Raw genomic sequence first — 25,816 nt, 5'->3', positions numbered from 1 at the left:
TTTTACACATGAACGCAAGCAACAACATTCTGGATCGGATCTCCGCTAAAACGAGGGAACGGATCTCCGTGGAAATGCGGCAGGTTCCGCTTTCCGAAATCCGCAGGCAGGCGGAACGAGTTTTGCAGGATTCCCGCGATTTTAGCAGCCATGGCGGTTCCTTCCGCCGCGCCCTCGCCAGACCGGGTATTTCTTTCATCTGCGAGGTCAAGAAAGCTTCGCCTTCCAAGGGCGTGATTGCCGAACATTTCCCGTATTTGGATATCGCCAGAGAATACGAGGCGGCAGGCGCGGCGGCAATCTCCTGCCTGACGGAGCCGCACTGGTTCCTGGGTTCAGATCAATATCTGAAGGAAATTGCCTCACAGGTATCGATTCCGGTTCTGCGGAAGGACTTCACCATTAGTCCTTATATGATATATCAGGCAAAGGCTTACGGCGCGTCAGCGATCCTTCTCATCTGCTCCATTCTGGATGATGCCGAGCTTCACGATTATATGCAGCTTGCAGATGAACTACATCTGGACGTGCTGACGGAAACACACTCCGCCGGGGAGATCGAGCGTGCCGTCAATGCTGGGGCGCGGATCATCGGCGTCAACAACCGGAATTTAAAAACCTTCGAGGTGGATGTGGAAAACAGCCGGCGCCTGCGCGAACTGGCGCCGCGCGATGCGCTTTTTGTATCAGAAAGCGGCATCCGCACCGCCGAAGACATCCGGGCGCTGTATGAAAATGGCACTGACGCCGTTCTCATCGGTGAAACCCTGATGCGGGCGAACGATAAGCGCGCCATATTAAATGAATTGACACACCTGCTGCCAAAAGAACCACTTGAGGAAAAGAATCATGAGCAAGATTAAAATCTGCGGCCTGACGCGCCCCTGCGACATTGATTTTGTCAATGAGGCAAAACCGGATTTCTGCGGCTTTATCCTGGGTTTTCCCAAAAGCCGCCGCTGCATCTCCATTTCCACACTCTATACCCTGCGGGAACGGCTGGATGCATCGGTAAAACCCGTCGGTGTGTTCGTCGATGCCCCGATGGAGATGATTCTTCCGCTCGCGGCGGACGGAACGCTTGCAGCCATCCAGCTTCACGGGCATGAAACGGAGGAGTATGTCCGGCAGTTAAAGGAAGGGACTTCTGTTCCCATTTTTCAGGCATTCCGCGTAACTGACCGCAAAAGCCTGCTTCCGGCACTTCAAAGTCCTGCCGATCTCATTTTACTGGATCATGGGGCTGGAGGAACGGGCAAAACCTTTGACTGGTCTGTCTTAGAAGGCATTACCCGCCCCTACATCCTCGCCGGAGGATTGGGACCGGACAATCTGGAATCCGCCATTTCCACGCTGCATCCGTGGGGTGTCGATATGAGCAGCGGAGTGGAGACGGACGGGGTCAAGGATCGGGAAAAAATCTGGAAAGCGGTTCAGATCGCCCACAAATATGCTGCCATTCATGACTAGCAAATACATCTGAGCCTATATCTGCAACCTGAAATTGTCTTAATGAAATTGTCTTAAATAAAATAAACACTTTATAAATAAGGAGAAAATCTATGTCAAAAGGAAGATTTGGCGTTCACGGCGGTCAGTATATACCGGAAACCCTGATGAACGCAGTCATCGAATTAGAAGAAGCTTACAACCTCTACAAGAATGACCCTGAATTTAACCGGGAATTGCAGGAACTTTTAAATGAATATGCCGGACGCCCGTCCCGCCTCTATTTTGCGAAGCGCATGACCGAGGATCTGGGCGGCGCCAAGATTTATCTAAAACGGGAAGATTTAAACCACACCGGCGCGCACAAAATCAACAACGTGCTCGGACAGGTTCTTCTCGCGAAACGGATGGGAAAAACACGTGTCATCGCCGAGACCGGAGCCGGTCAGCACGGCGTCGCAACCGCTACCGCTGCCGCCCTGATGGGGATGGAATGCGAAATTTTCATGGGAAAAGAAGATACCGAGCGCCAGGCGCTCAATGTATACCGGATGCGGCTTCTTGGCGCGAAAGTCCATGCCGTTACTTCTGGAACCGCCACCTTAAAGGATGCCGTTTCAGAAACCATGCGCGAATGGACCAACCGCATCGATGATACGCACTATGTCCTCGGTTCCTGCATGGGACCGCACCCATTCCCGACGATCGTCCGCGATTTCCAGGCAGTCATTTCCAAGGAAATCAAGGAGCAGATCCTCGAAAAAGAGGGACGGCTCCCGGATGCCGTTCTTGCCTGTGTCGGCGGCGGTTCCAACGCGATCGGCACCTTTTACAATTTTATCAGCGATCCGGATGTCAAACTGATCGGCTGCGAGGCAGCTGGACGCGGCATTGATACCGCTGAAACGGCAGCAACCATCGCCACCGGGCGTCTCGGAATTTTCCATGGCATGAAATCGTATTTCTGCCAGGATGAGTACGGACAGATCGCCCCGGTTTACTCCATCTCCGCCGGTCTGGACTATCCGGGCGTCGGACCGGAGCACGCGCACCTCTACGACACCGGGCGCGCACAGTACGTCGCAATCACCGATGACGAGGCGGTCGATGCGTTCGAATACCTGTCGCGCACAGAAGGTATTATTCCGGCGATCGAGAGTGCCCATGCGGTTGCCTACGCAAGAAAGCTGGCACCCGCCATGCGAAAAGACCAGATTATCGTGATCACCCTGTCTGGGCGGGGCGACAAGGACTGCGCTGCCATCGCGCGTTACAGAGGGGAGGATCTTCATGAGTAATATAAAAAAAGCATTTGAACACGGAAAGGCATTTATCGCCTTTGTAACCTGCGGCGATCCGTCGCTTGAGACGACGGAAGAACTGGTTCTTGCCATGGAACATGCAGGCGCCGATCTGATTGAGCTGGGAATCCCGTTTTCCGACCCGACCGCCGAGGGACCGGTCATCCAGGGTGCAAACTTGCGCGCCCTTTCCGGCGGCGTGACCACCGACAAAATTTTCGATATGGTCGCCAGACTGCGCCAGAAAACACAGATTCCAATGGTGTTCATGACCTACGCCAACGTCGTATTTTCCTACGGCACCGAGCGCTTCATCAAACGCGCTGCCGACCTCGGCATGGACGGGCTCATTCTCCCGGATGTTCCATTTGAGGAAAAAGAGGAATTTGACACCGTATGCCAGAAGTACGGGCTGGATCTCGTCTCCCTCATCGCCCCGACCTCCCATGACCGCATCCGCATGATTGCAAAGGAGGCAAACGGCTTCGTCTACTGCGTCTCCTCCCTCGGTGTCACCGGCGTCCGGAGTGAGATCACGACCGATATCGGCGCGATGGTAAATCTGGTAAAAGAAGAAAGCGATATCCCGTGTGCCGTCGGCTTTGGCATCTCCACCCCTGAGCAGGCTGCCAGAATGGCAGAAAAATGCGACGGTGTCATCGTTGGAAGCGCGATTGTGAAGCTCTGTGGGCAGTATGGAAAAGACTGTGTGCCGTATGTGGCAGAATACGTGAAATCCATGAAAGACGCGATTCGGTAAAAAAAGAAAACCGTCTGTAAAAGAATCTTTCATTCTTTCTCAGACGGTTTTCTTTTTCTGGCTTCAGAAGCCTTGTTCTGTCGTAAATGCTTTAGGTTGGTGGTAACTCATCCAGTTCTGCCGGATGGTTATAAGCTTGCGAGCAGATTATCCATTACATTTCGCACAGAAACTCTTTTTCTACTTCTGCCTCAGACTCGGTATAACCTAACTGCGCAGCTAAACGATGTACCAGTACCGGCATTGCTTCCTGCTCTAAGGACTCGGAAACTACATGCTTTTCTGCTGGTGTGTTGTAATATGCCTGATATAAATTCTCCTGATATAAACCGTTATTGAATGTTCTTGTTGCTTTCATCATGATAATTACCTCCATCAAATAAAATTATATTTTTTCATATGATAGGCGGAAATCCATTGCAATATTCTTATGATACTATTACGATATCCGTCTGTGAAAATCTCTTGTTTCTTTCGATGGCAATAATATAACACTGTCAAACAAAAAGTACCATCCCCGGAAGTGGTATAAACTTATAAGTCATTTGCAATTATATAAACATAAGTTAATATATGTAATAAGTACCAATTTTGACGCCCTGACTATGTACAAAAGTTACAAAAACAGCCATACTTGAAATATAAACAAAAACGTCCGGCGGCGATTTGCGGATTTGTGCATCCCGCCTAAAAAAGAATGTACCTTGGCTCATTCAGGCGTCTCGCGCGGTCGCCTGCGAACGGTTCTGGCAGGGCTACGCGGATGGGTGCTGCCTACACAATGCGTGAACGGTGGCTTAACGGGATTCGCGGATTACCTCCTCAATATTTTTGTACGGAACCCGCGTAAAAAGCCCCCGCAGCTCTTCCGCCAAATCCAGTGCCATCGCGATTTTTGTGAGTGACAAAAGGGAAATCTGCCCCGTCGCCTCAAATCGCTTAATTGAGCCATAACTCACCCCACTCATGTCCGCCAGTCTCTGCTGTGAAATAGCGCGGCGTTTCCGGATGTTACGCAGCCGTGATGCCAGTTTCTGATCCAGTTCATCTGCAGTTTCCCAGATAAGTGCTTCCATATTGCTCTCCTGCCTCTCTAAAGATAATGACCTAACATGTCCTGCACACATGTACGAATCTGTTTTATCATTTCCATGCATCTCGTTTTTTTCATTCCGGCTGCAAGCCCAACTGCAAGCAGCTCCTTCTCACCCGGATTTCGTCCATTGCCATCTACGCTGGTCGTATGTTCCCCATAATATGTGTTGCTGTACGTCAGATCATACGCTGGTCCCAGGCGCCATTGCTCTTCCTCCTCCCGATATATATAAGTAAAATTCTTTGAATGATCATCCCGGTTGTGGGCAAACACATTAAAACACATACGGCGGAACATGTTTTCTATATCTTCTGCCTTCCCGTTCGTCAATATTTTCGTTAATTTCATCAATTGATGGTAATCCAGACTTGGCTGTTCAAAATCCAGTTCTAATAACGCCGCTGCCGTCAGCATATGAACCCGCTTTACCATCCCATTTTCTATTTCCCGATCAAATCGTCTGGTTCCAAAATATCCTTTGCATCGCCTTGAGGGAAACAATCTCGATTCACTCATGACAATTCCGCACTGTTTTGCACAGCACGCATAGTCATACTCCATCTTCCCTGCATCTTTTCCATCTATATGTGCCGGAAATTTAATCAGCCAGTCCTCTCCCTGAATCTGCGTCATGATTTTTGGGCGCGCACCTCCGCTTGTACCGCCCAGCCGGTACAGTTCATCCAATTTGTCCGAGTATTCGGTATTTAATATTTTCTGGCAGGCCTCCGCAAGTTCGTCCAGATTATCATTTTTCTCCTCAACCGAAAGTTCCCGCTGCGGACGATAGGTCAACGCCCCCATCCCAGATCTTCCCACAACCGCCAGCCGGTCTAACACTGTCCAATCGTCTGGCTGCTGCTTATGCGCCAGCAAAAGACGCCGCAAAAGCAGGCGCCCCCACGCATCTGGCAGGCTATCCGCAAACACCCCAAACAAACCTTCAAAATAATCCTTATTTGGAATAAACACCTGCTTTTTCAAAGGCAGTGAAAACGGACTGATCGAAAATCCCTCTTCCAGCCATGCATCATCATACTCAAATGCCACCTTGTGATTCGCTGTTAATGCAAGAGTTCCTACCAGTCTGTCTTCATACATAACCTGAAGTTTCTTTCCTGTCTCCATCCGCCCCATCCTTTCTCCTTTATTATCCCATAAACACAAACTTTGGGGAAATTCTATTTTAATTTTTTCCATTTAAATCACGGATAATATATTATCTATTAATGCTATATTTTATTTGTTTTGTATAATATATTATCCATTTATTTTAATCTATCCACCCCTGATTTTCAAGCCTTCTACCTTCGCTTTTCAAAATTTCCCTCTTTACATCCTCTTCCATTTTTTTATAATAACCCTCGCGCAACAAAATATGGAATCAAGAGGCATAAAAAAAGAATCACCCGAACTAGCACTTTACGAGTGATTCTTTTTATTTAGTTTTAAAAAAACTTTGCAGCCCCCTTCCGCCCGGACATTCGGCACCTTACCCGTCCTTCTCCGGCACCTCATCCCGCCAGACAACCGTCTCCACATCCTCAAACAGCTCCTGGTTGCGCTCGACCGTCAGATAGACAAAATCATCCGGCTGGTATTCATCCAGAAGCGCCTCCGTGTACGTGTCAAAGGTCGCAAACACCGTTTTCCGGTACAGCTTCGGCATAAAATATTTAAGGTTCTGGCTAAAGGAATCGCCTACCACCAGAAGTGTTTTATCATTCGGCGAATCCGACTCAAACACTGCAAAGCTGTTGTCCTCGTTCATATCCACCGTCGTAGCCGTCACCTCCGGCAGATAATTCTGAATCATATATTCGGTATCGTCGCTGTACTCTGCTGCCATGTTAAGCATCCGCGCCAGGTCTCCGGACGCCGGTCCTGCCGCCTCAATCGAGACTGCACTGAGCGATGTCGAGGTTCCAAGCAAAGTCTGTGCAATCTGCTGGCTTCCGATAAAAGAGCCGATCTGGTTCCAGTGCGTATCATATTTGTAATAAAGCTGATACGTGTCCGCCTCTTTCAGAAGCTCCGGCTTCATGTCATACACCGGAAGTCCCTGCGCCGCAAGCTCCGGGAGCGCCGCATCCAGACGCGACTCACTTCCGTATACCCGGACCGAATCCGGCATATATTCCGCATAGACACTTTCCTTGTTGGGCGCCTCAAACATCACAAACCGGATGCCGCGCTCTTTCATTTTCTCGTTTACCGAGGTAATCGCGTCCGCCAGCGCTGTTTTCTCATCCGCCGTATAGAGATTTGTCCGCTGATAATCCGCCAGCGCATCCTCGCCGTCCTCCGAAACGGTGTAAAACAGCCAGTTTTCTTTTCCGACCGTCACATCCGAAATCGAGCTTTCATTTAAAAGCTCCAGATCCAGCTTTGTCTTCGCCTTGACAAACAGATTTTTGAACGGAACATGGTCGTTGTAATACGCTTCAAATTCCGTCGGAATATTGTCAAAATTGGCAGCCGACAGTTCCGGAAAGGATGCCAATTCCCTGTTTTCATAATTCTGCTGGTCCAGATGGCTCCTGACCGCCGGATAGGCAAGCGTCGGCAGCACCAGGCTCGCCGCAAAGGAACCAATCAGAAGTATTTTTGTCCCTGTCTCTCGATTCATATCTCTCGTTTTCTTCTCCCTGCATGAATCCATCTTTCTGTACTTTCACGCCCTGCCGCCCATGCTTTCATTTTTATGTTCTCATTGCACAGGCAAGCATGCTTTCTACACCGCTTTTAAAAACGGAAATAAATAAATGGATTGTATGTATTGTTGACAAGCAGCAAAATGGAAAACCACAGGATCGCCATGTAGCCGATCCAGCTTGTGACCGTCACCGAGCCATCCTGCGCCAGCACGCGCCCTTTCCATTTCATCCAGAACCACTGCACCGGACCGCATGCCAGCAGCGCCGCCGCCAGAAACATCCAGAGTTTCCGGTTCATGTAGCGCTCCATCAAAACGACTGCGCTGTGCGGCACAAACATATACCGAATAAAGGAAAATGCCTGCCCGATCGTGTCCGCGCGGAAGAAAATCCAGCCGATCAGCACAACAAACACCGCATAGATATGCGCCAACGGCCGGAATTTCTCCTGCTTCAGCCATTTTCCCAGAAAACAGCGCTCCAGCACGTTGAAAAAGCCATGGTAAATGCCCCAGAAAATGAACGTCCAGCCCGCTCCGTGCCAGATGCCGGTCAACAGAAACACCGTCCAAAGGTTGACATACGTCCGCGCCGTGCCCCTCCTGTTTCCGCCGAGCGGAATGTACACGTACTCTTTAAACCAGCTGGAGAGGGAAATATGCCATTTCCGCCAGAAATCCTGGATCGAAGTCGCTGTATACGGCAGCCGGAAGTTTTCAATAAATGTAAAGCCAAACATTTTTCCAAGCCCAATCGCCATGTCCGAATAGCCGGAAAAATCGAAATAAATCTGCAGCATATAGAGAAGCGCCGTCAGCCAGAGCATCGCCTGGCTCACATCCGCCGCCTGATACGCGTAGACCGCGTCCACCACCTCGGCAAAGGTATTTGCCAGGATGACCTTCTTTCCCAGACCGAAAATAAAGCGTTTCACGCCATAAGAAAAGCCCTCCAGCGTGACGGTCCGGTTTTCGATCTGCTCCTCGATGTCATGGTATTTCACGATCGGTCCCGCTATGAGCTGCGGGAAGAAGGAAATATAAAGCATCATGTTGAGCGGATTTTTCTGCGCCTGATTTTCGCCCCGGTACACATCCACCACGTAGGAAAGCGCCTGGAAGGTATAGAAGGAAATTCCGATCGGCAGCGTCACCTGAATCGCCGGAAGCGCTATATCAAACCCGCGAAGCAGCGGATTCAGCACCTCGGCGAGGAAATTGTAATATTTAAAATAGCCGAGGATCAGAAGATTGAGCGTCACGCAGAGCGCCAAAAGCCATCTCTTTTTCCCGAATTTCTCCACCAGACGCCCGAAACCGTAGTTGAGCAGAACCGAAAAAATCATGAGCACCACATACCGCGGTTCGCCCCAGGCATAGAAAAAGAGGCTGAATACGGTCAGGATGCCGTTTTTGAACGGTTTGGGGCTCACGTAGTAGAGGAGCAGGATGCAGGGGAGAAGAACCCATAGGAAGATGATTGAACTGAAAACCATTTTATGTAAACTCCTATTGATAAGTTGTCGCAGAAGGGAGCTGCCGGAGGCGGCACTGGCAGCTTCTCAGATTATCGTTGTTCGCATCTCGATAATCCAATAGCCGTCAACACCATCTACAGCAGCTCCCTTCCCATCTACAGTACGTCTGAGAAATGGGGACGAAGTTTTTTGAATACCTTCAGTCCTATTATCATCAAAATAAATGTTACCACCCAGAAATAAATCGTCATCGTCGGCCGCTCGAAGAACCAGCTTCCCGTAAGCATGCTGTCGCGGTAGCCTGCGGCGATGTAGTAGAATGGGTTAAGCTTGAATACCCACTCCAGCCAGGATGCGCGGCTGGTGAAGATTGCCTCGTCGTACATGATCGGGGTCAGCCACATGCCGAACTGGAGGCAGATGCCGACGATCTGCGCCATATCTTTAAAGAACACCTGCACGGCGCTGGTAAAATAGGTAAGCGCCAGTCCAAGCATCGACGCCGCAAAGGAATAGTATAACACCTGAATCCAGGTTGCAGACGGCATACGCCCGTCAATCAGGTACAGCCCCGCCATAATGATCAGGAAGCAGGCATGTACCAGGAAACAGGAGATAAGCTTGATAACCGGAAGCATCTCCACCTGGAATACTACCTTTTTAACCAGATAATGGTACTCCTGCAGGCAGTTTGTGCCCGTATTTAAAATCTCGCTGAAATAAAACCACGGGATGATACCCGGCGTCAGCCAGATGACATAGGTCGCCCCCGGAACCGGCGGCGCATTTTTCATGCCATGTTCACCGAAGATGAACGCATAGATCGCGATCGTAACCATCGGCTGAATAAACATCCAGACAATTCCAAAGTACGAGCCGACAAAGCGCTTGCGGAAATCCGCCTTGGCAAGCTCGGTGACCAATTTTCTTTTTCCTATCAGTTCCCGAAACAGGGAAATCAGTTCCCGCATTCTATCCTAACTCCATTCTTAAAATTTGAATGCATCCCGGAAGCCGCCCCATTTCTGGTCTTTCTCCGAAATAATCAACTCCATGCCTTCCTCGATCGGCCACTCAACGCCAATCTCCGGATCGTTCCATGCCATACCGCCCTCATCGCCAGGATGATAAAAATCGGTACATTTGTATGCAAATTCTGCCTCATCGGACAGTACCAGGAAGCCGTGTGCAAATCCTTCCGGAATGTAGAACTGCTTCTTGTTCTCCGCGGAAAGAACCACGCCAAACCATTTTCCGTAGGTCTCAGAACCAGTACGAAGGTCTACCGCCACATCAAATACGGTACCGCGCACTGCACGCACCAGCTTGCCCTGGGGATACTGTTTCTGGTAATGAAGTCCGCGCAGAACGCCCTTGACAGACATAGACTGGTTGTCCTGTACAAATACCATGTCGAGTCCCGCCTCATGGAAATCGTTCTGATTGTATGTCTCCATAAAATAACCGCGCTCGTCCTTGAAAACAGTCGGTTCGATTACATAAAGTCCCTTGATGTCACATGGTGTTACTTTAATCTTTCCCATTTTTCTATCTCCTTCTTATGCAGGTATTTCAATTCATTTTTCAATACGTAACTGGCATCATCCTTTTCGGCTGTGCCATCTTTAACTATATCATTCGTTTTTCTGGCTGACAACCTTTTTTACAGATGTTTGTGCCTCTTTCCCCCGCTCATTTTCATCCAGCGCAATCTTCTGCGCCAGATCCTTGACCTTCGTCTCCAGCTGCGACTGTTTGATCGACATATGGAACATTTTCACAATCAGGAGGAAAATAACCGCCAGATAGATAAAATTGGCAGTCGTGTACGTTCCCGCCAGCTCCGCCAAAAGATCCGGCAACCCCGGAAAGATACTGAACACAATGAGAATGGACGAGAATCCCAGCCAGAAAATCGAATCCTCGATCTGGAGTTTTGACTGCCGGATCTTCCGCATAATCATAAAGGTTGTCAGGATCGACACGACGATCAGGACAACTCTGAGTGTTGGCGTCATGGCGCTACCTCCTCTTTCTGAAATTCTGGATTAACAGAATCGAAATCAGCATTTTAAGCATATACCGCATCGCATTGACCGGTGTCAGGTAACTGACTCCCAGAATCCGTTCATCCATGATGACCGGCACCTCCGCCACCCGCGCGCCCTGGCGGATCAGGTAGGAAACGGTGTCCGGCTCCGGACCGTAGTTAAGCCCCGATGCAAATTCGCGGATCATGCGCTTGCTGAACATCCGCATTCCCGAGGTCGGATCCTTGATATTGACACCAGTTGTGAAGCGGATCGCCATCTCGATCAGATTGCTTCCAAGCATCCGCATCGTAAATGGCTTTTTCTCCCCGACAAACCGGGAACCGATGACGATATCGTAACCTTCTTCCATTTTTTTCATCATGGCTTCCAGATACTCCGGGCGGTGCTGTCCGTCTCCGTCGAGCTGGACTGCATACCGATATCCGTACTTGTCGGCATATTTAAGTCCCGCCTGAAATGCCCCCGCCAATCCCAGATTGACCGGAAGGTTCAACAGATTATATCCATTTCTCTGGCAGATCGCCGCCGTCTCATCGCGCGATCCGTCATTGACGACCACATAATCATACTGCGGAAAATTGGCAGTCAGATGGTTCACAACCCGCTCTATATTTTCGGCTTCGTTGTACGCCGGTATGACTATCAAAAGTTCGGCTTTTTCCGCCCCAGAAGCTTCTTCTGTGGACAATAACGCCTTATCTTCCATCGCCCGCTTCTCCTTCCCAGTATGCCGGATTCATCGTCAGGCTTCGAATCAGCCCCTCCGGCAGCTTTTTATAATGCTTTCCCAGCCAGTATCCGGCATATTTGCTTCCGCTCGCCATCACAAGCTGCGGCAGAAGAAGCACATGACCATTTTCCACCAGCCATTTCGCTGTTTTCTTCACCAGACGGATTCCCTCGCCCTCCGAATGAAGCCGCCCAAACACCTCGGGGTGATCCGCCTGCGATACGCCGAGGTCGAAATTCCGGTGCAGCTGCTGCATCGCCGTATAATTGTGGGAATGGATGACCTGCGCGTCCGCCGCGTAGGCAATCTGATACCCGGCTTCCACCGCGTGTCCGGCAAAAATCATATCCTCGTTGAAAATGGTTTTCTTCGTAAATCCGCCAAGCTTCAGGTAAATATCCCGCCGGTATGCCGCGCAGACATTGGAACAGAAATACGTCTTGATTCCCAGCTCGTCCTCGTCCTCTTTCCCTTTCAGACGGCTCACCGCCGGATAATTAAAGTCCCTCGTATACCGTTCAATCACACCGCAGTCCGCCGCCGGAAGCTGTCTCGCATATGCTGCCGCCACACGTTCCGAAGCATCCAGCGCCTCCAGAAGCTCTTTCACCAGATTCCGGTCATACGGCACGCAGTCGTGCGTCATGCAGATGCAGACATCCGCATCTGATTTCAAAATTCCCTCATGGCGCGTCCTTCCATGGTCAAATTCCGACTGGCGGATATGGCACACGGTCAGCTTCGTATCTTCCCCCTCAAATAAGGACTCAAACCGCTCAGCATCCCAGTACTTTTCTTCCGTATTCATGATGATCACACGGCCCACCGGCACACTCTGTTCCAACAGCCGCCGCAGAAGTTTTTCCAGCTTATCCCCCGGTTTGAACGTAGGTATAATCACATCGGCTTTTCTCATTTTTCGTACTCCTTATAGGCTTTTCTGTAAAAATGCATCAGAATCTTTACCATCCAGTCCGGCCACATTTTCCGGAACATCGCCATCTCATCCGCCGGGCGCCGGTTGTCCTCAATGCAGGCTTTCGTCGTCGCCGCCGCATGGACGCGGTAGGCAATCAGCGGTTTTTCTGAACAGATAAAACGCCCTTTTTTGCCCGCCAGCTCGTAAAGGTTGTCCCAGTCCAGCGCAAAATCATACTCCGAATGGAACATATCGTCCCCAATCTGTTCTTTATTGTACGTGCAGGACGGACAGCAGATCGAATTGCCAAACCAGACACTGCTCCGCTTGATCCAGGTGCGGTCCGCCAGAAAATGGAAACGCAGCGGCAGGCGCAGTATCTTTTTTACCAGCCAGACCATGTTAAATGGCTCCGGAATGGCTTTCATTTCCCCCTCTTTCTCCGTCATGCGGATCGTGAGATAATCGCTCGCAAACAGCAGCAGATCCGGATATTTCTTCCAGGCTTTTAAAAGCTTTTCGGCATAATCGCTGCGGTATCGGTCGTCCTGATGCGCGATCGTGACAAAACGCCCCTGCGCTTTTCCATAGGCAAACATCCAGTCCTCACGGATATTGCTCGCCCCGTCCCGCACATAGAGCGGCACCTGATACCGCGCTGTCAGCTCCCGGACATAGCTGCTCGGCGTCGAGGTACAGCAGATCACCTCCGATTTGACCGTCTGGCTCGTTACCGAACGCAGACATTCTTCCAGATACGGCGAATCCTTGTATGCACAGACCGCAAATGTATGAATGATTTCCTGCTGCATCTCGTTCCCTTTCTCTCTCGCTCTTTCATGCCGCACTTCTGCCTTCTCGTTTTTCAAGAGCGGTACCTGCTTGAATTTATTTTTACCAGACTTATGATCGATTTTAACGTTTCAAACATCTTTGCCTGTTACTGTTCACGCATACGTGCCCAGTAACGGAATTTGCCGTGGCTTCGCATTTAAATACGGCAAATTCCTGCTACCACCACGTTTTCTTACGGCACTTTCGGTTCCAAAAGTGCCTACCCGTATACAGTAACCTTTGCCTTCTTCTAGCTTGCTTATGCTTACCGGCAGAACTTCATCCAGATATCCAGATAAACCGTTGCCGCCAGAATCAGCGCCGCCGCCCCTAACACCAGCGCATGATAGTTTTTATTCTCCATCCGCATCATTACCCGATCCGGGTTTAAAACCAACCAGACAAGCGGCAGAAATGGCAGGTAATAGCGCCCCTGTACGCCGTCGATATAGGTATTACCCGGTCTGGTGAATGCAATGTACATCGAAGTCCAGACCAGCACTGCCGTTCCCGCGCAGAGTATAAATATCCACAGCTTCTGTTTTTTTGACAGACGTTTTCCACAAGATGGCTGCCCGGCTGTGAGGATAACGGCCGCCGAACCGGCGTACAGCGCCCACGGAAATGACATCGTTCCCGTGTGTCCCAGAAGTCCCAGGGAATTTTCGCCCAGCACATAGGACGGAAGCGTCCGGAACAGGTTGCAGATCAGCACCCACGCGTAGGCAAGCGGCTGTCCCAGAATGTACGCCATCTGCCCTTTCTCGCTGGTGCTGTCACCTCTCGTATCCCCGATATCGCGCGGCGCGATCAGAACCGGCAGGATGAAGGATAACATCATCAGACCGCAGATCACGATAAATCCACCCTTCATCAGGTACATTTCCCGTTTAGAACGGAACTTTTCTGCCGGAATCATCAGTCCCAGAAGAATTAGCGGCGCATATACCGCCTTGACGCGGCAGCCCCAGACAAAGGTAAGCACGATAAGCGCATACGCTTTCCAGTCCATTTTCCGCCCGCCAAGCGCCGCTTCCAGAATGCCCGCGAAAGACAGCCACAAAAATGCCGTGACGGTCGGGTCATAGGAATATGCCCCCGCCAGCATCATCGGCTCGGGCATCAGCGCCAGAAATGCCAGGATCGCCTTGCCGACCGGTGTCTTTTTGATGGCAAAATACAAAACTGCCGCATAGACATAGAGATTTCCCAGCCTCCCCAGCTTATACAGGATTCCAAATGGGATATGAAGCAGCCCTCCCGCTTTCAGCGCCAGCGCCGAACCCACATATCCGGTCATCGTCGTTTTGTTGAGATCCGTACTCCAGAGATGTTCACCGTGCCGGTAACCCGCATTCTGATTCAGATACGAAGTGAGCGCCGCCTGCTCGTCCCGACTCTCCGGCTGATTGTACGGCCAGGTATCTACGCCCGTCGTAAACTCCTGTAAAAGCGCCGGTTCCGCCTGCACCGGCGTCCGGTAATTTGCCATCCAGAATGCCTGCGCGAAATGCACTTCCTCATCCCAGCTCACCTTATTTGCCGGGAGCGACAGTGAAAATATTGTTCCAAACGTCAGGGAGATCAGCAGAAATCCAACCTCGATGCGCTTTGCCACGAAATCCCGGAAACAGAGAAGTGCGATCAAAACCGCCGCCGCACACCAGAAAAGTCCCAGCCGGTACCAGTTGATACCTGCCCGCGCCACCGTCGCAAACCCGGTCAGTGCAAGCGGCATCCCGCCAAAATTCATGTAGGAAATCCCTTCTTCGTCTAGATCCTCCCGCGTAATCAGAAGATCCACGTAGTCCAGCTTCCCATTCACCGGAACCGAAGAAAATTTCAGCACCCGGCAGTTGCGGTCCATGACCATCTTTGCGTCGTGCTCCCGCTGCTCGCCGTAGATGTTGCGGTAACCGAGGCGGACGGTGGCATTTAACAGACCATCGTAATCATAGTGGTAGAGAAACTGGCTGACATAGCTACCGTCCAGTGGAATGTGAAGATAACCGCTTGCATCCGAAAGCTGCAGCACCTCTGTATTTTCCACCTGCCGCCTATTCTCTCCAATGATTTGCCCCGGATCTCCGGTGATTTCACCCAAACCGTTCTTTTCTGTCTCTACCCGCTCAAATCCGCTCACCTGCACCTCGTCCAGAGCGATCGTCCGCGTCGCCTGCCGCGTCCATCCATTTGCCCGGAGCGCCGGGAAATTGCAGACAAACTCGCCCAGAACACCGATCACAAAGACTGCCACAAGCGCCAGAAGCAGCCGCAGCACATCTTTTTTCTCTATTCGATTGATAAAATGCCTGTTAAACTGCATCTGTACTTCTCCCTTATTTTTCCCGTTTAAATTCGGCAAATTTCTGCTGCCACCACGTTTTCTTACGGCACTTTCGGTTCCAAAAGCGCCTACCCGTGAACCGTGTTTTGTCTTTCAAATCAAGCGCTCTAGCGCACTATCTTCTCCACACCTCTATGTTCCAGGATGCGCTCATAATCCTCAATATAATCAACCTCCGCCCAGAAATGCCCGCTGACGTCCTCGACATAGACCGGCTGCTGCCCGGTCATGCTGTAAACAACATTTTCCCACCAGACGCCGTGCTCCTGGCGGTCGATCATCTCCTCCATCCGGCAGATAAATTCCGGCATAAATGCCGCTGAAAACCGTCCGATTCCGATGTACTCGCCCGTCACATCATCCCCGGTCAGCTCTTTTCCATATTTTTTCAAAATTCCATCTTCATAGAAGAACTTATAATCCGCTGTCTCCCGTCGGCTCTCGTCCGCAAACATCACCGGGCTCCTGCCCTGCGCGAGGATCCGGTCAAGCAATTTTTCCTCCAGGTATACGTCACCGTTCATGATCAGCAGATCGTCCCCCATCAAGAACTCCTTCGCAAACCATGCAGACGCAATGCTGTTTGTCACATCGTAAAACGGGTTGTAAAAAAAGGATACTCCCTTATCTGCCAAAACCTCGCGGATCACCTGCGCCTCATAGCCCAGCACGATACCGATGTCCTGGATACCCCGGGAATGAAGCAGGTCGATCGTGTACTCGATCAGGCACTGTCCGCCGCCGATATCCACCGTACATTTTGGTTTTCCCGACAGATAACGCGAGATCCGGGTTCCCCGTCCCGCTGCCAGAATCAATACTTTCACAGAAGCCCCCTCCTTTGCATATCTTTCCACGCCGCAATCAGGCTGTCATTGTCTTCTGACGTCAATGCGCCGATATGACCGACGCGGAACACCGTGTCGGCAAGCGCGCCGCCGTTCGGGCAGATCCAGATGCCGTATTCATCCTTCAAAATCTCAAAAATCCGATGCGCCGAGACCGGTTTTCCATCTTTATCCACACCCGTCGGGTGAAGCGGTGTCAATGCAGCCGAGAGAGAATTGGAAACAATCTCAAACGGCAGATCTTTAATTTTGCTTCGGAAATCTTCCGCTTGACAGCGGATCCGCGCCTGTTCTGTCGCAAGCCCTTTTTCCTCGATCATTGTCAGCCGTTTATGAAGCTGTAAAAGCACTCCTACCGCTGGTGTAAACGGTGTCTGCCCCCGCTCGCCATTTTTCAGATAGTCGCGCAGATCAAAATACATCGAGCGGACCGCCGTCTCCTGCACTCTCGCGATCGCACGCGCCCCCAGCACCAGAATCGAGAGTCCCGGCGGAAGTGCCAGCGCTTTCTGAGAACCGGTCAGCACCAGATCAACGCCCCATTTTCCCATCCAAAATGGATCGGCAAGAAACGAGCTGACCGCGTCAACCGCCAGAATCAGCTGGTTTCGTCTGCAAAAGTCCGAAATCAGCTCCATATCATAGAGAACGCCCGTGGAAGTCTCATGGACATTGACTAAAAATCCGGTAAATCCTTTTCCCTCATACGGTGCCAGGTCTTCTGCCCGAAGCGCCCGTCCGCTCTCCAGCTGGATCTCCTCATGAGGAACTTCATGGATCTCACAAATTTTCGCAAACCGCGCGCCAAAACTGCCGCCGTTTACGACCAGCACGCGGTCGCGCTCTGTAAAAAGGTTCATGACTGCCGCTTCCATCGCCGCCGTGCCCGAACCTGTCAGGAAAACCGCCCGCGCATCCTCAGGCGCCCCCGTGAACTGCTTCATCAGGCGCTCATTTTCCTTCATAATTGCAGAAAATTCCGGTGTGCGGAAATATGGTACTTCTTCCGCCCCGATCGCCCGGATTTCCTCGTCCATCTGAACCGGTCCTACCGCAAAATTAATCATACATTTCCTCCAAATCTATCTAATGTACTCTCGAAATCTTTCTGTGCTCGATTTTGTGAGATGATTTTTTGTCAGTTGTGCCCAAATTTCTGAGGCGTACGCGGTGCGTACGTTGATGAAATTCGGGTGCGGCTGGCGGAAAATCAGCCACAAAAGCAAGTGCAGAAAGACTCCGAGAGTACATTCTAAACAAGTTCTATATCCCGCGTACCCGTCTCCGGTACATCACAAGCGACGTCAGTCCAAAGCAGGCAGTCAGTGCCGCCATCAAAAGCAGATACGAAAGCGATCCTCCCAGCAGTCCCGCCGCCCGTACACAGGGCGAAGAAATAAGGAGCGCCGCTGCCGTCACACCGACATAACCCAGAAAAATTCGTTTCTGCTCCTGCATAATGATGAGTGCATAATAAAACAGATTCACATACGCATTGAACGCGCCGCCCAGAATGATAAACGCCAGCGCCAGGCGGCATTCCCGCAGCATATACGCAATCTTCGGATATAACATTGAGAGAACCGGGATTCCGAGAATCCAGGCACCCCCGACTGCCAGCGCCGTAAGCGCCGCGATGATTGCCGCCAGCCGGCCTACCGTCCCGGCAAATTCCGGGAGCGCATTCCGCTCCCACTGATCCGAGAGTTTCGTGATATACGGGCGGATGACGAAGCCTGCCACCAGATTGATGACGCTGGTCGGCATAAAGATCGCACCGAATACCGCCTGATACTTGTCCGCCATATTGCCCTCGATCGCATATTTCGCGGCAGAAAAAATATAAAAATCCAGAATAACCGATAAAAACAGGACTACATTTTCTTTAAACAACAGCCCGACACGCCCGGAGCGGACCTCCCAGTCCACCTGCGGCAGATGACCGATTACCGAAAAATCAAACAGGCACACGCCCGCCAGCTGCGCCAGTACCGCCGCCAGGCAGGAGCCAACCAGGTTGTGGGTCGCATTCAAACTGCCTAAAAAGACACCGACCGATAAAACCGTCCTGAATGCGTTTGATTTGCCCGTCAGATACAGGCGTCCATCACGCTGAAATTCTGCCTCGTAAGCGTCCGCGAAACCGTCGATCACCTTGTACGCGACCATTAAAAACACCGTCGCCGCCTTGACAAAGGCATAGTCCCGGTTGATCACCGTCACATAAAAAAGCCCGGCTACCAGCGCCGCGCCGCAGGTCATCAGGCGCAGCCGCAGATATTCGCCAAACGTAAACCGCCGCCTCGTATCCGTGATCTGGAACGGGCGGATGCCAAAATAGGCCACCATAAACATATGCTGACCAAATGTAGAATACGCAAAGGAGAAGATACCGCCCTCATCCTCGCCGACAATCTGGATGACCGCGATCGTCAGCACCATGGACGCCAGTGCATAGAGAAAGCTCCCTATCATATTCCAGCTCATATTTCGTTTTTCAATCTGCCCGTCTCCACCGATCAGGGCGTTCGCTAAATATTTTACCACTACAGTATCTCTTCCTTTGAAAATTCCAGCCGGCTCGGCGTGTGTGTTTTGCGTTTTTCAACCGGCGGAAGCTGCATGAAATCGCCATACATTTTTGTCAGCATTTCCTCGATATTTCCTGGGAAATTCATGCGTCTGCCCTCAAATTCCAGCTTCCGGAGCGGATAACAGCGCGCCCGATCCACGACATTCCAGTATGGGCTTGTGTCCGGCAGAAATGCCATCCGGCGTGTCCGGTATTTATTGTATTTACGGCAGACCCGCTCACAGCGCATCCGCAGCCACTGAGGCGAGATATGGAGCAGCTTTATCGCCTTGTAGACCATCCCGCAGACCGCCCAGATAAGCTTCGCCTTGATGCCCCGCTGCTGCAGCGTCGGACGCGGAATCGCCCGCAGAATCATCAGCTTACTCCAGAACCAGGCCGTCCACGACTGAATCTGGTATAGAACCGGGTTGTCCGCCACATTGTCAAGCACATAAAGATCCAGAAAGATGCCGAACGGACAGTCCACATCCTTCATAACCTCCTCAACAAACACCGTCCCCTTCTTCACCAGACGGGTTGTCATCAGCGGATAATTGGGATATCGCTCTGCATTGAGAACCAGATACCGGTCGCTCATCTTCTTTTCCACGATCCGGAGCAGGCGCTCAAAATCCCGCCGCGGCATCGCAATATCGATATCGTCGTCCCAGGGAATAAATCCCTTGTGCCGCAGCGCGCCGATTCCCGTTCCGGCTATCCCGAAATATTCCAGATGATAGTCTTCACAGATCCGGATAAAATCATCCAGAATCGACAGAATCTCTCCCTGCAGCTGTTTCAGAACTTCTGGCTCATAAAATTTACTGTCCATATCGATGTCTGTCCCCTCCATCAAGCCCGCAGAACACCCCACGCCTGCCGCAGCTGATCATATTTTCCTTAATAGTATGAGGGTATTCTACTATATTTTAAAAGAAAAGTAAACCGCGGCTACTTTTTACCCTCTTTCTCAGGTTCCCACACCTCTATCTCCCGCTTCCATCCAAACAGGTGTCCCGGAAGCGAATATGCCGCTCCGATCCCCAGCCCGATTGCGACCGCCATCTTGATTGTATCCATGCCATACTGGAGCGCCAGCGCTTCCTGCCCCATAAAAAAGTTGTAGGCGGTATAATAGATCGCCGCTCCGGGCACAAGCGGGAAGATGCCGCATACCAGAAAGAGGATCGTCGGCGCTTTCCGCTGTATCGCCAGACAGCGCGACAGCATCGTCAAGACCGCGCTCGCCGTGAAGGTCCCGATGATCGGCGTCTGATAAGCTGCCATGACCGCCAGATACACGCCCCAGCCGACTGCCCCGCAGATACCACAATCCAGCCAATACTTCTTCGGAACTCCAAACAGCGCCGAAAAGGCGGCAGTTCCGACACAGGCCGTCAGAAGCTGCCCCAGAATTTCCCCTGCCATTTCCATCAGAGCATACCTCCCATCGCAAACATCCAGAACCGCAGTGCCACACCAACTCCGATCGCGATACAGCCCGCCGTCAAAAAGGCGTCTACAAAACGGATCAGACCGGATAAATAATCATTTTCCAAAAAATTCCGGATCGAATTGGTCAGCGGCACACCCGGCGCCAGCGTGAACACAGCTCCGATCATGACATGATCCAGGCTTTCTCCCAGCCCGATCCAGCACAGCAAACAACAACACAATGCAAGCACGCTGCTCGTCATGATCGTCTGCATCATCCGGGACGAAGAAAAGCGCGGAGCTGCGTATAAAAGGAACAGATACAGCAGCACGCCCGTCACAAATGCCGCCGCCGTATCGCGCAGGCTGCCCTGGAACAGGTAACAAAATCCAGCGCTTCCAATTCCTGCCGCCAGAACCTTTCCCCGATTTTCGAGCACTTTCATGTGTTCAATCTGCTCAAGGCGCATCCGCATCTCATAAGGACCGCATTTACCCGCCGCAATCTTTCTCGACAGATCATTTAAGGCATCCACCCGGCATAGAATCGTAGGTGCCAGCGGCACATGACAGATACGGCTGGAATAAAACCGCCCGTCAATCACCACATTTGAAAAAATTCCATTCGCAATCACATACGCATTAAATGCTTCAAGACGCAGCGCCCGCGCCGCATACTCCATCGCCTGCTCCGCCCGGAATACCTCCCCGCCATTGGAAAGGATCGCATTCCCCAGACGGGTCACCAAACGGAAGCGCTCGATCTGGGAACAATCCTCGATCGAAGCGCGTACTATTTCCTTCATTCTGTTTCTCCCCCTGTTTTTATTTTCTGTCCATCCGTTTTCTCTATCCCATTTTCTCCCCCTTCTATCCGCTCACTGGTTCACTTCTCCAAATCCGCCGCCCATTTTGGTCTTTCCCCAAAAAATCGTTCCGTTTTGAATTAAATTTACCCGTCAAAACTCCCCCTTTGGTTGACGTTCCAACAAAAATCCTGTATAGTGGATATGTTATATTAAAGAATGATGCCGCAAGGGGGATATATCTATGGATCATAATGTTACCATCGGTGCCAAGGTGAAAGCCTTCCGTACCGCAAAAAAATACACACTGAAACAGCTCAGCGAAGAGTCCGGTCTGTCCATCGGCTTTCTTTCCCAGTTGGAGCGCGGTCTCTCTTCGATCGCAATCGACTCTCTGGCAAAGCTTGCTACGATCCTCGGAGTTAGTCTGTCTTCGTTCTTTGACTCCTCCGCCGATCAGGAGAAATCCCCGGTCAGCCGGAGTTTTGCCATGCACTGTTCCCAGATCAACCCCCAGATCGTACAGTACCTGGTCAATGGAAATGCACAGGGATTTGCCTGTCTTCCGCGTATTTTCCACCTGATGCCGTCTGCCACCACAAGCTCTGAAAACCAGCTTGAGATGAATCAGCACGACGGTGAAGAATTTATCTACGTTCTGGAGGGTATCCTGACCGTATATCTGGACGGCAGCGAATACTGCCTGAATCCGGGCGACAGCATCCAGATCCACTCCCAGACCCCGCATGACTGGGTCAACAACACAAACCGTGTCGTTAAGATTCTGACCGTACACACGCCGAATCCGTTTGTTCATGGGAATGAAGTCGTATTTTAAATAGTCTGCGCGGTATAGAAACATAATAAAAGCTGTCTCTTTTAGAATTTCAAGATGTTTTTATTTTCTTTTTGGTTTTTCCCATCTCAGGAAACAAAAACTCCTGCATTTCTGAAAAAGACAGCTTTTTCATATCTTTTACACCGTATACACCGTTTTTCCTGCCAGATACACTTCCAGCACATCATCCAGCGCACGAATATTCTTTGAGACATCTCCCTTTACAACCAGCAGATCCCCCGCCAGGCCCTCTTTCAGGCTACCCGTCTCCTTCTCGATTCCAAGCACGCTCGCCGCATTGTAGGTTGCGGTTCTCACTGCCTCCACCGGCGTGATTCCATAGTCTACCATATAGCCGAGTTCCTGATGAATCGGAAGCGGCGGTGCTTTGTAGAGTACCATGTCGCTGCCTGCCAGCACCGTAACTCCCGTGTCATAGAGCTTTTTGAAATTGTCCCGGTACGCCTCAAACGCCGGTTTGAAAAATGCCTGATCGTGAACGGCTCTGGCGGCGATCGGGTTGTCCATGTCCACACCCGCCTCGATCATCTGCTTCGTCTGCTCATACAAATACGTGTACGCCGTGATCGTCGGCGTCCAGGCGATTCCCTTTTCCGCCATCTGGCGCGCCTGCGCCTCTGTTAAAAAGGTTCCGTGCTCGATCGTGTCAAATCCCGCGTCAATACACATCTGAATCGACGGCTGCGTACCCGAATGAACCGCGATCTTCACCCCCTGGCGGTGCGCCTCATCCACCGCTGCATCCAGCTCTTCCTGGGTAAATTCCGGAATATCGCCGCGGTTGCTCGTCAGGATCTTGACCCAGTCAGCTCCCGCGCGCAGCTGTCTTCGGATAGCGGCGCGCACGCCCCACGGGCTGTCCGCCTCCTCGACCCCATCCTGATGTCCGTGGCCGCCGGTCATGCAGATACCTGCATCCGCATGGATGATACGCGGGACCGTCACATATCTCTTCTGGCCTGCCAGGCGCAGCTGCTTCATCAGATTGGGCGGGCAGGACAGATCGCGCACCGTCGTGATGCCGAGCCGCAGCGACTGTTTCGCCTGCTCCAGCGCATAGTATGCCACCATATAATCGTCATAATTATCCAGATCCGGCTGGCTGTAGTAGTAGCCGAAATGCACATGCATATCAAACAGTCCCGGCAGGATCGTCGCCTCGCCGTAATCCTTTACCATCTCTTCCGGGTAGCGCCCCGCCGCTTCCGCAGCGTCTCCTATCCAGCCGATTTTTCCCTCTTTATCCAGATACACCGCCTGATCCTGCAAACAGGTTCTGCCATCTCCGGTAATTAAATACTTCGCCCTTAGAATCATTTTCACGGACTTCCTTTCTCTTTTTCATAAGCATGAAATTTTCAGTCGAATATCGTCATTTCATGCAGTTTTTCAGTTTTCTATATCGTAACACTTGAATTTTGTTCTTGTCAATATTGGAATGCGGAGTATCCGCTAAAACCTGTTTTAAAGAAGATGAGCAGGCAGAAAAAGAGCGGCACACATTTCTGCATACCGCCCAAACCAGCGACTGTCCACACACAAGCAGTCACTCTGAATTGATTCATTTTATTTTTTAGTAGAACAATCTGTTTACCGCACTGAAGATACCGCGGATAGATGCTCTCGTAATGTTGGAGCTGATGCCGACACCGTAGGTTGCCCGGCCGCTCTTTACATCCATCAGATGGATGTAGGACGCTGCCTGTGCGCCGGAACCGGAACGAAGTGCATGCTCGTTGTAGTCCAGAACACGGATCTCGATGCCAAGTGCCTCCTCGATCGCTCTCTGTACCGCATCGATCGGTCCGTTACCTACGCCCTCAACGGTGCGCTCGGTGTCATGAGCGGTAAAGGTAAGAGTTGCAACGGTTGCGAATGCGCCGCCCTCGTACTCCTTGTCTGTGATCTGGCATTTTTTGAAGTGCATCGGCTCTTTTCTGTCCAGGTAGTTTGCACGGAACTCGTCCATGATCTGCTCCGGAGCTACCTCGCCCTGCTTCTCTGCAATCTTCTGGATAATGTCAGCAAACTCTTTGTGCATTCCCTTCGGAAGACGGAATCCGTAGAAGGAATCCATGACGAAGGCTACGCCGCCCTTGCCGGACTGGCTGTTGATGCGGACAACCGGCTCGTACTCGCGTCCGATATCACTCGGATCGATCGGCAGGTACGGAACCTCCCAGATGCCGTCGTTTCTCTTCTGCAGCGCCTGCATACCCTTGCTGATTGCATCCTGATGGGAACCAGAGAATGCGGTAAATACCAGCTTGCCTGCATACGGATGTCTCGGGTCAACGGTCATCTTTGTGCAGCGCTCACAAACCTCGGTGATCTCCTTTACATTTTCCAGATTTAACTCCGGGTTGATACCCTGGGAGAACATATTGTAAGCGATATTTAATACATCGATATTACCAGTACGCTCGCCGTTTCCAAGCAGTGTACCCTCGACACGGTCTGCACCTGCTAAGAGCGCCAGTTCGGTCGCTGCAATGCCGGTACCACGGTCATTGTGCGGATGGATACTTAAAATAATGCTGTCACGGTTCTTAAAATGCCTGTTCATCCACTCGATCTGGTCTGCATATACGTTCGGAGTCGTCATCTCAACCGTTGCCGGAAGGTTGATGATGATCTTATTGTCCGGTGTAGCGCCCCACTCTTCCTGTACAGCGGTGCAGATATCCAATGCGAAATCAAGCTCGGTTCCGGTAAAGCTCTCCGGAGAGTACTCAAGGATTACTTTTCCGTCGTAATCTTTCATATATTTCTTTACCATGCGGGTACCATCGATCGCGATCTGCTTTACTTCCTCGCGGTCTGCATGGAATACAACCTCACGCTGTAAGGTAGAAGTTGAATTGTAAATATGTACGATCGCCTTCGGAATACCCTGGATGGCATCAAAGGTTCTCTTGATCAGGTGCTCGCGGCACTGGGTCAGAACCTGTACAACTACGTCGTCCGGGATAAGCTTGCGCTCTACTAACTGGCGCAGAAAATCGTACTCAATCTGGGAAGCTGCCGGGAAGCCAATCTCGATCTCTTTAAATCCAAGTTTTACCAGGAGGTTGAACATCTCGATCTTCTCCTCTACGACCATCGGCTCAACCAGTGCCTGGTTGCCGTCGCGCAGGTCAACGCTGCACCAGATCGGCGCTTTCTCAATCTCTTTATTCGGCCACTCACGCTCCGGGTAATCTACCACCGGAACTCTCTTATATTTCTTGTAATTTAACATGTCTTTCTCCTCCATCACTCTATAATGTACTCTCGGAGTCTTTTCTGCACCTGCTTTTGTGGCTGATTTTCCGCCAGCCGCACCCGAATTTCATCAACGTACGCACCGCGTACGCCTCAGAAATTTGGGCACAACTGACAAAAAAATCATCTCACAAAATCAAGCACAGAAAGATTCCGAGAGCACATTACCCCTGGTCTCGTTCCAGGTACCTCATCATCAAAAAACGCAGTTCCTATCATCCTAAGCTTTGGAGTCGATAGATCACGCCGTACCTTTTAACAATGAATAAAATTACTGATTCTGGTCTAACCCCATCATAATCATCCCTTTTCTATCATAAAAGAAATTATTTCGATTATAGATTATACCATCGGAAATAAAGGATATCAAGAGAAAAACGGGGCAATTACAGGTGTTCTGGCATTA

At 51.0% G+C, this 25,816-nt stretch carries 25 protein-coding genes; 5 read left to right on the top strand and 20 right to left on the bottom strand.

Features of this window, described 5'->3' with window-relative positions; genetic code table 11:
* Positions 1 to 8: 8 nt before the first annotated feature.
* The 4 genes from trpC to trpA all read left to right on the top strand — a co-directional run bounded on the left by trpC (position 9) and on the right by trpA (position 3,510).
* Positions 9 to 863 (top strand): indole-3-glycerol phosphate synthase TrpC, encoded by an 855-nt coding sequence (trpC, locus tag DWY89_RS03680; protein WP_118471439.1) that lies wholly within the window; start codon positions 9 to 11, stop codon positions 861 to 863.
* Positions 850 to 1,470 (top strand): phosphoribosylanthranilate isomerase, encoded by a 621-nt coding sequence (locus tag DWY89_RS03675; RefSeq protein WP_118471440.1) that lies wholly within the window; start codon positions 850 to 852, stop codon positions 1,468 to 1,470. The genes trpC and DWY89_RS03675 overlap by 14 nt, the downstream gene beginning before the upstream one ends.
* 92 nt (positions 1,471 to 1,562) lie before the next feature.
* Positions 1,563 to 2,747, top strand: coding sequence for a tryptophan synthase subunit beta (gene trpB / locus DWY89_RS03670; protein ID WP_118293635.1), 1,185 nt, complete (start codon positions 1,563 to 1,565; stop codon positions 2,745 to 2,747).
* A complete protein-coding gene (trpA, locus tag DWY89_RS03665; protein ID WP_182426202.1) occupies positions 2,740 to 3,510 on the top strand; it encodes a tryptophan synthase subunit alpha in 771 nt (256 codons plus the stop codon). The genes trpB and trpA overlap by 8 nt, the downstream gene beginning before the upstream one ends.
* Before the next feature lie 154 nt (positions 3,511 to 3,664).
* Here the strand turns inward: trpA and DWY89_RS03660 are convergent, their stop codons facing one another.
* The 18 genes from DWY89_RS03660 to DWY89_RS03575 all read right to left on the bottom strand — a co-directional run bounded on the left by DWY89_RS03660 (position 3,665) and on the right by DWY89_RS03575 (position 21,287).
* A complete protein-coding gene (locus tag DWY89_RS03660) occupies positions 3,665 to 3,871 on the bottom strand; it encodes a hypothetical protein (RefSeq protein ID WP_107000704.1) in 207 nt (68 codons plus the stop codon).
* Positions 3,872 to 4,307: 436 nt separating this feature from the next.
* A complete protein-coding gene (locus tag DWY89_RS03655) occupies positions 4,308 to 4,586 on the bottom strand; it encodes a helix-turn-helix transcriptional regulator (RefSeq protein ID WP_107000705.1) in 279 nt (92 codons plus the stop codon).
* 17 nt (positions 4,587 to 4,603) lie between these two features.
* Entirely contained in the window at positions 4,604 to 5,734 is a 1,131-nt protein-coding gene (locus DWY89_RS03650) for a type II toxin-antitoxin system HipA family toxin (RefSeq protein ID WP_107000706.1), read from the bottom strand.
* Between the two features lie 364 nt (positions 5,735 to 6,098).
* Positions 6,099 to 7,235 carry a hypothetical protein gene (locus DWY89_RS03645; RefSeq protein ID WP_182434484.1) on the bottom strand — a complete coding sequence of 379 codons (1,137 nt, stop codon included), beginning with the start codon at positions 7,233 to 7,235 and terminating at the stop codon, positions 6,099 to 6,101.
* 116 nt (positions 7,236 to 7,351) lie between these two features.
* A complete protein-coding gene (locus DWY89_RS03640) occupies positions 7,352 to 8,758 on the bottom strand; it encodes an MBOAT family O-acyltransferase (protein WP_118469204.1) in 1,407 nt (468 codons plus the stop codon).
* Between the two features lie 137 nt (positions 8,759 to 8,895).
* On the bottom strand, positions 8,896 to 9,711 hold the full coding sequence (locus DWY89_RS03635; protein ID WP_022360049.1) for an ABC transporter permease: 816 nt from the start codon (positions 9,709 to 9,711) through the stop codon (positions 8,896 to 8,898).
* 18 nt (positions 9,712 to 9,729) lie between these two features.
* Positions 9,730 to 10,284, bottom strand: a complete 555-nt coding sequence (rfbC, locus tag DWY89_RS03630; RefSeq protein ID WP_022360048.1) for a dTDP-4-dehydrorhamnose 3,5-epimerase — start codon at positions 10,282 to 10,284, stop codon at positions 9,730 to 9,732.
* Between the two features lie 90 nt (positions 10,285 to 10,374).
* The gene (locus DWY89_RS03625) at positions 10,375 to 10,758 is read right to left on the bottom strand and encodes a DUF2304 domain-containing protein (protein ID WP_107000709.1); all 384 of its coding nucleotides are present in this window, start codon (positions 10,756 to 10,758) and stop codon (positions 10,375 to 10,377) included.
* Positions 10,759 to 10,762: 4 nt separating this feature from the next.
* On the bottom strand, positions 10,763 to 11,500 hold the full coding sequence (locus DWY89_RS03620) for a glycosyltransferase family 2 protein (RefSeq protein WP_118523705.1): 738 nt from the start codon (positions 11,498 to 11,500) through the stop codon (positions 10,763 to 10,765).
* Entirely contained in the window at positions 11,490 to 12,440 is a 951-nt protein-coding gene (locus DWY89_RS03615) for a glycosyltransferase (RefSeq protein ID WP_118523706.1), read from the bottom strand. Before DWY89_RS03615 ends, DWY89_RS03620 begins: the two co-directional genes overlap by 11 nt.
* The gene (locus tag DWY89_RS03610; RefSeq protein WP_333491421.1) at positions 12,437 to 13,312 is read right to left on the bottom strand and encodes a glycosyltransferase family A protein; all 876 of its coding nucleotides are present in this window, start codon (positions 13,310 to 13,312) and stop codon (positions 12,437 to 12,439) included. Before DWY89_RS03610 ends, DWY89_RS03615 begins: the two co-directional genes overlap by 4 nt.
* A gap of 230 nt (positions 13,313 to 13,542) precedes the next feature.
* Positions 13,543 to 15,603 (bottom strand): DUF2142 domain-containing protein, encoded by a 2,061-nt coding sequence (locus DWY89_RS03605; protein ID WP_118293640.1) that lies wholly within the window; start codon positions 15,601 to 15,603, stop codon positions 13,543 to 13,545.
* Between the two features lie 128 nt (positions 15,604 to 15,731).
* Positions 15,732 to 16,451 carry a phosphocholine cytidylyltransferase family protein gene (locus tag DWY89_RS03600; RefSeq protein ID WP_118469213.1) on the bottom strand — a complete coding sequence of 240 codons (720 nt, stop codon included), beginning with the start codon at positions 16,449 to 16,451 and terminating at the stop codon, positions 15,732 to 15,734.
* Complete coding sequence (locus tag DWY89_RS03595; RefSeq protein WP_118471450.1) at positions 16,448 to 17,539, bottom strand: aminotransferase class V-fold PLP-dependent enzyme; 1,092 nt, start codon at positions 17,537 to 17,539, stop codon at positions 16,448 to 16,450. The genes DWY89_RS03600 and DWY89_RS03595 overlap by 4 nt, the downstream gene beginning before the upstream one ends.
* Positions 17,540 to 17,735: 196 nt before the next feature.
* Positions 17,736 to 19,019: a lipopolysaccharide biosynthesis protein gene (locus DWY89_RS03590; protein ID WP_333490965.1), complete on the bottom strand. Its 1,284-nt coding sequence runs from the start codon at positions 19,017 to 19,019 to the stop codon at positions 17,736 to 17,738.
* Positions 19,019 to 19,879: a LicD family protein gene (locus DWY89_RS03585; protein WP_243017741.1), complete on the bottom strand. Its 861-nt coding sequence runs from the start codon at positions 19,877 to 19,879 to the stop codon at positions 19,019 to 19,021. Before DWY89_RS03585 ends, DWY89_RS03590 begins: the two co-directional genes overlap by 1 nt.
* A 119-nt stretch (positions 19,880 to 19,998) precedes the next feature.
* Positions 19,999 to 20,481, bottom strand: coding sequence for a threonine/serine exporter family protein (locus DWY89_RS03580; protein ID WP_243022691.1), 483 nt, complete (start codon positions 20,479 to 20,481; stop codon positions 19,999 to 20,001).
* Entirely contained in the window at positions 20,481 to 21,287 is an 807-nt protein-coding gene (locus DWY89_RS03575) for a threonine/serine exporter family protein (protein WP_118293643.1), read from the bottom strand. Before DWY89_RS03575 ends, DWY89_RS03580 begins: the two co-directional genes overlap by 1 nt.
* A 244-nt stretch (positions 21,288 to 21,531) precedes the next feature.
* Between DWY89_RS03575 and DWY89_RS03570 the strand changes: the two genes are divergently transcribed.
* Positions 21,532 to 22,125 (top strand): cupin domain-containing protein, encoded by a 594-nt coding sequence (locus DWY89_RS03570; protein ID WP_022360036.1) that lies wholly within the window; start codon positions 21,532 to 21,534, stop codon positions 22,123 to 22,125.
* A 138-nt stretch (positions 22,126 to 22,263) separates the two neighbouring features.
* Here DWY89_RS03570 and DWY89_RS03565 read toward each other — a convergent pair whose 3' ends face one another.
* Positions 22,264 to 23,463 (bottom strand): amidohydrolase family protein, encoded by a 1,200-nt coding sequence (locus DWY89_RS03565; protein ID WP_118523482.1) that lies wholly within the window; start codon positions 23,461 to 23,463, stop codon positions 22,264 to 22,266.
* 256 nt (positions 23,464 to 23,719) lie between these two features.
* Positions 23,720 to 25,387, bottom strand: a complete 1,668-nt coding sequence (gene leuA / locus DWY89_RS03560; RefSeq protein ID WP_118524403.1) for a 2-isopropylmalate synthase — start codon at positions 25,385 to 25,387, stop codon at positions 23,720 to 23,722.
* Between the last annotated feature and the right edge of the window lie 429 nt (positions 25,388 to 25,816).

This window comes from Clostridium sp. AF27-5AA, from assembly GCF_003478415.1.
Classification (GTDB): Bacteria; Bacillota; Clostridia; order Lachnospirales; family Lachnospiraceae; genus Otoolea; species Otoolea fessa.
This window is presented reverse-complemented; position numbering and strand designations above follow the sequence as displayed.

Excerpts from the sequence above, each read along its gene's own strand:
- DWY89_RS03640 (WP_118469204.1), bottom strand. The coding sequence starts at position 8,758 with ATGGTTTTCAGTTCAATCATCTTCCTATGGGTTCTTCTCCCCTGCATC.
- DWY89_RS03620 (WP_118523705.1), bottom strand. The coding sequence starts at position 11,500 with ATGGAAGATAAGGCGTTATTGTCCACAGAAGAAGCTTCTGGGGCGGAA.
- DWY89_RS03625 (WP_107000709.1), bottom strand. The coding sequence starts at position 10,758 with ATGACGCCAACACTCAGAGTTGTCCTGATCGTCGTGTCGATCCTGACA.
- DWY89_RS03635 (WP_022360049.1), bottom strand. The coding sequence starts at position 9,711 with ATGCGGGAACTGATTTCCCTGTTTCGGGAACTGATAGGAAAAAGAAAA.
- trpB (WP_118293635.1), top strand. The coding sequence starts at position 1,563 with ATGTCAAAAGGAAGATTTGGCGTTCACGGCGGTCAGTATATACCGGAA.
- DWY89_RS03650 (WP_107000706.1), bottom strand. The coding sequence starts at position 5,734 with ATGGAGACAGGAAAGAAACTTCAGGTTATGTATGAAGACAGACTGGTA.
- DWY89_RS03660 (WP_107000704.1), bottom strand. The coding sequence starts at position 3,871 with ATGATGAAAGCAACAAGAACATTCAATAACGGTTTATATCAGGAGAAT.
- DWY89_RS03585 (WP_243017741.1), bottom strand. The coding sequence starts at position 19,879 with ATGGACAGTAAATTTTATGAGCCAGAAGTTCTGAAACAGCTGCAGGGA.
- DWY89_RS03580 (WP_243022691.1), bottom strand. The coding sequence starts at position 20,481 with ATGGAAATGGCAGGGGAAATTCTGGGGCAGCTTCTGACGGCCTGTGTC.
- leuA (WP_118524403.1), bottom strand. The coding sequence starts at position 25,387 with ATGTTAAATTACAAGAAATATAAGAGAGTTCCGGTGGTAGATTACCCG.
- trpA (WP_182426202.1), top strand. The coding sequence starts at position 2,740 with ATGAGTAATATAAAAAAAGCATTTGAACACGGAAAGGCATTTATCGCC.
- trpC (WP_118471439.1), top strand. The coding sequence starts at position 9 with ATGAACGCAAGCAACAACATTCTGGATCGGATCTCCGCTAAAACGAGG.
- DWY89_RS03645 (WP_182434484.1), bottom strand. The coding sequence starts at position 7,235 with ATGAATCGAGAGACAGGGACAAAAATACTTCTGATTGGTTCCTTTGCG.
- DWY89_RS03605 (WP_118293640.1), bottom strand. The coding sequence starts at position 15,603 with ATGCAGTTTAACAGGCATTTTATCAATCGAATAGAGAAAAAAGATGTG.
- DWY89_RS03615 (WP_118523706.1), bottom strand. The coding sequence starts at position 12,440 with ATGAGAAAAGCCGATGTGATTATACCTACGTTCAAACCGGGGGATAAG.
- DWY89_RS03565 (WP_118523482.1), bottom strand. The coding sequence starts at position 23,463 with ATGATTCTAAGGGCGAAGTATTTAATTACCGGAGATGGCAGAACCTGT.
- DWY89_RS03570 (WP_022360036.1), top strand. The coding sequence starts at position 21,532 with ATGGATCATAATGTTACCATCGGTGCCAAGGTGAAAGCCTTCCGTACC.
- DWY89_RS03575 (WP_118293643.1), bottom strand. The coding sequence starts at position 21,287 with ATGAAGGAAATAGTACGCGCTTCGATCGAGGATTGTTCCCAGATCGAG.
- rfbC (WP_022360048.1), bottom strand. The coding sequence starts at position 10,284 with ATGGGAAAGATTAAAGTAACACCATGTGACATCAAGGGACTTTATGTA.
- DWY89_RS03655 (WP_107000705.1), bottom strand. The coding sequence starts at position 4,586 with ATGGAAGCACTTATCTGGGAAACTGCAGATGAACTGGATCAGAAACTG.
- DWY89_RS03675 (WP_118471440.1), top strand. The coding sequence starts at position 850 with ATGAGCAAGATTAAAATCTGCGGCCTGACGCGCCCCTGCGACATTGAT.
- DWY89_RS03595 (WP_118471450.1), bottom strand. The coding sequence starts at position 17,539 with ATGATTAATTTTGCGGTAGGACCGGTTCAGATGGACGAGGAAATCCGG.